This is a genomic window from Streptomyces niphimycinicus (genome assembly GCF_018883605.1).
Classification (GTDB): Bacteria; Actinomycetota; Actinomycetes; order Streptomycetales; family Streptomycetaceae; genus Streptomyces; species Streptomyces niphimycinicus.
On sequence record NZ_JAHLEM010000828.1, the window covers coordinates 1 to 667 of the forward strand.

Here is a 667-nt window from a genome sequence, read left to right on the forward strand (position 1 = left end):
ACGGGCGTGGCAGGGCCCGCCGCCCCGGCCATGGGCGGCACCGCAGGCCGCGCGGGCATTCCCGGCACGGCGGGCACCCCCGGTCCCGCGGGCGTCTCCACCTCCAAGAGCTGCACCGCATGCCGTCCGAGCTGGGCGACGAGCCCGCCCGGCAGCCACGGTTCGCCGTCGTCGTCCGCACCGGCCGTACGGTCCAGCAGCGCTTCCAGCGAGGGCCGGTCGTCCGGGGCCTTCTTCAGGCAGTCGGTGACCAGGTCGCGCAGCCCCTCCGGCAGCCCCTCCAGGTCCGCTTCCTCCTGGGCGATGCGGTACATGACCGCGTGCACACCGCTGTTGGCCGTGCCGAAGGGCTGGCGGCCGGTCGCCGCGTAGGCGAGCACCGAGCCGAGGCAGAAGACATCGCTGGCCGGGGTGACCCGCTCGCCGCGCACCTGCTCGGGCGACATGAAACCGGGCGATCCGACGACGGCGCCGCTGCGCGTGAGGATGCCGTCGGTGACGGTCTCCAGCGCCCGCGCGATGCCGAAGTCGATGACGCGCGGACCGTCGATGGTGACCAGGACGTTGGAGGGTTTGAGGTCGCGGTGGACCAGACCGGCGTCGTGGATGTCCCGCAGGGCCTGTGTGAGGCCGTGGGCCAGGATGCGGACGGTCCGCTCGGGCAGTC

General features: G+C 73.9%; 1 protein-coding gene. It reads right to left on the reverse strand.

The window, feature by feature from the left end:
• The coding region (locus KN815_RS43610) for a protein kinase domain-containing protein (protein WP_216347289.1) at positions 1 to 667 on the reverse strand (667 nt) is incomplete at both ends.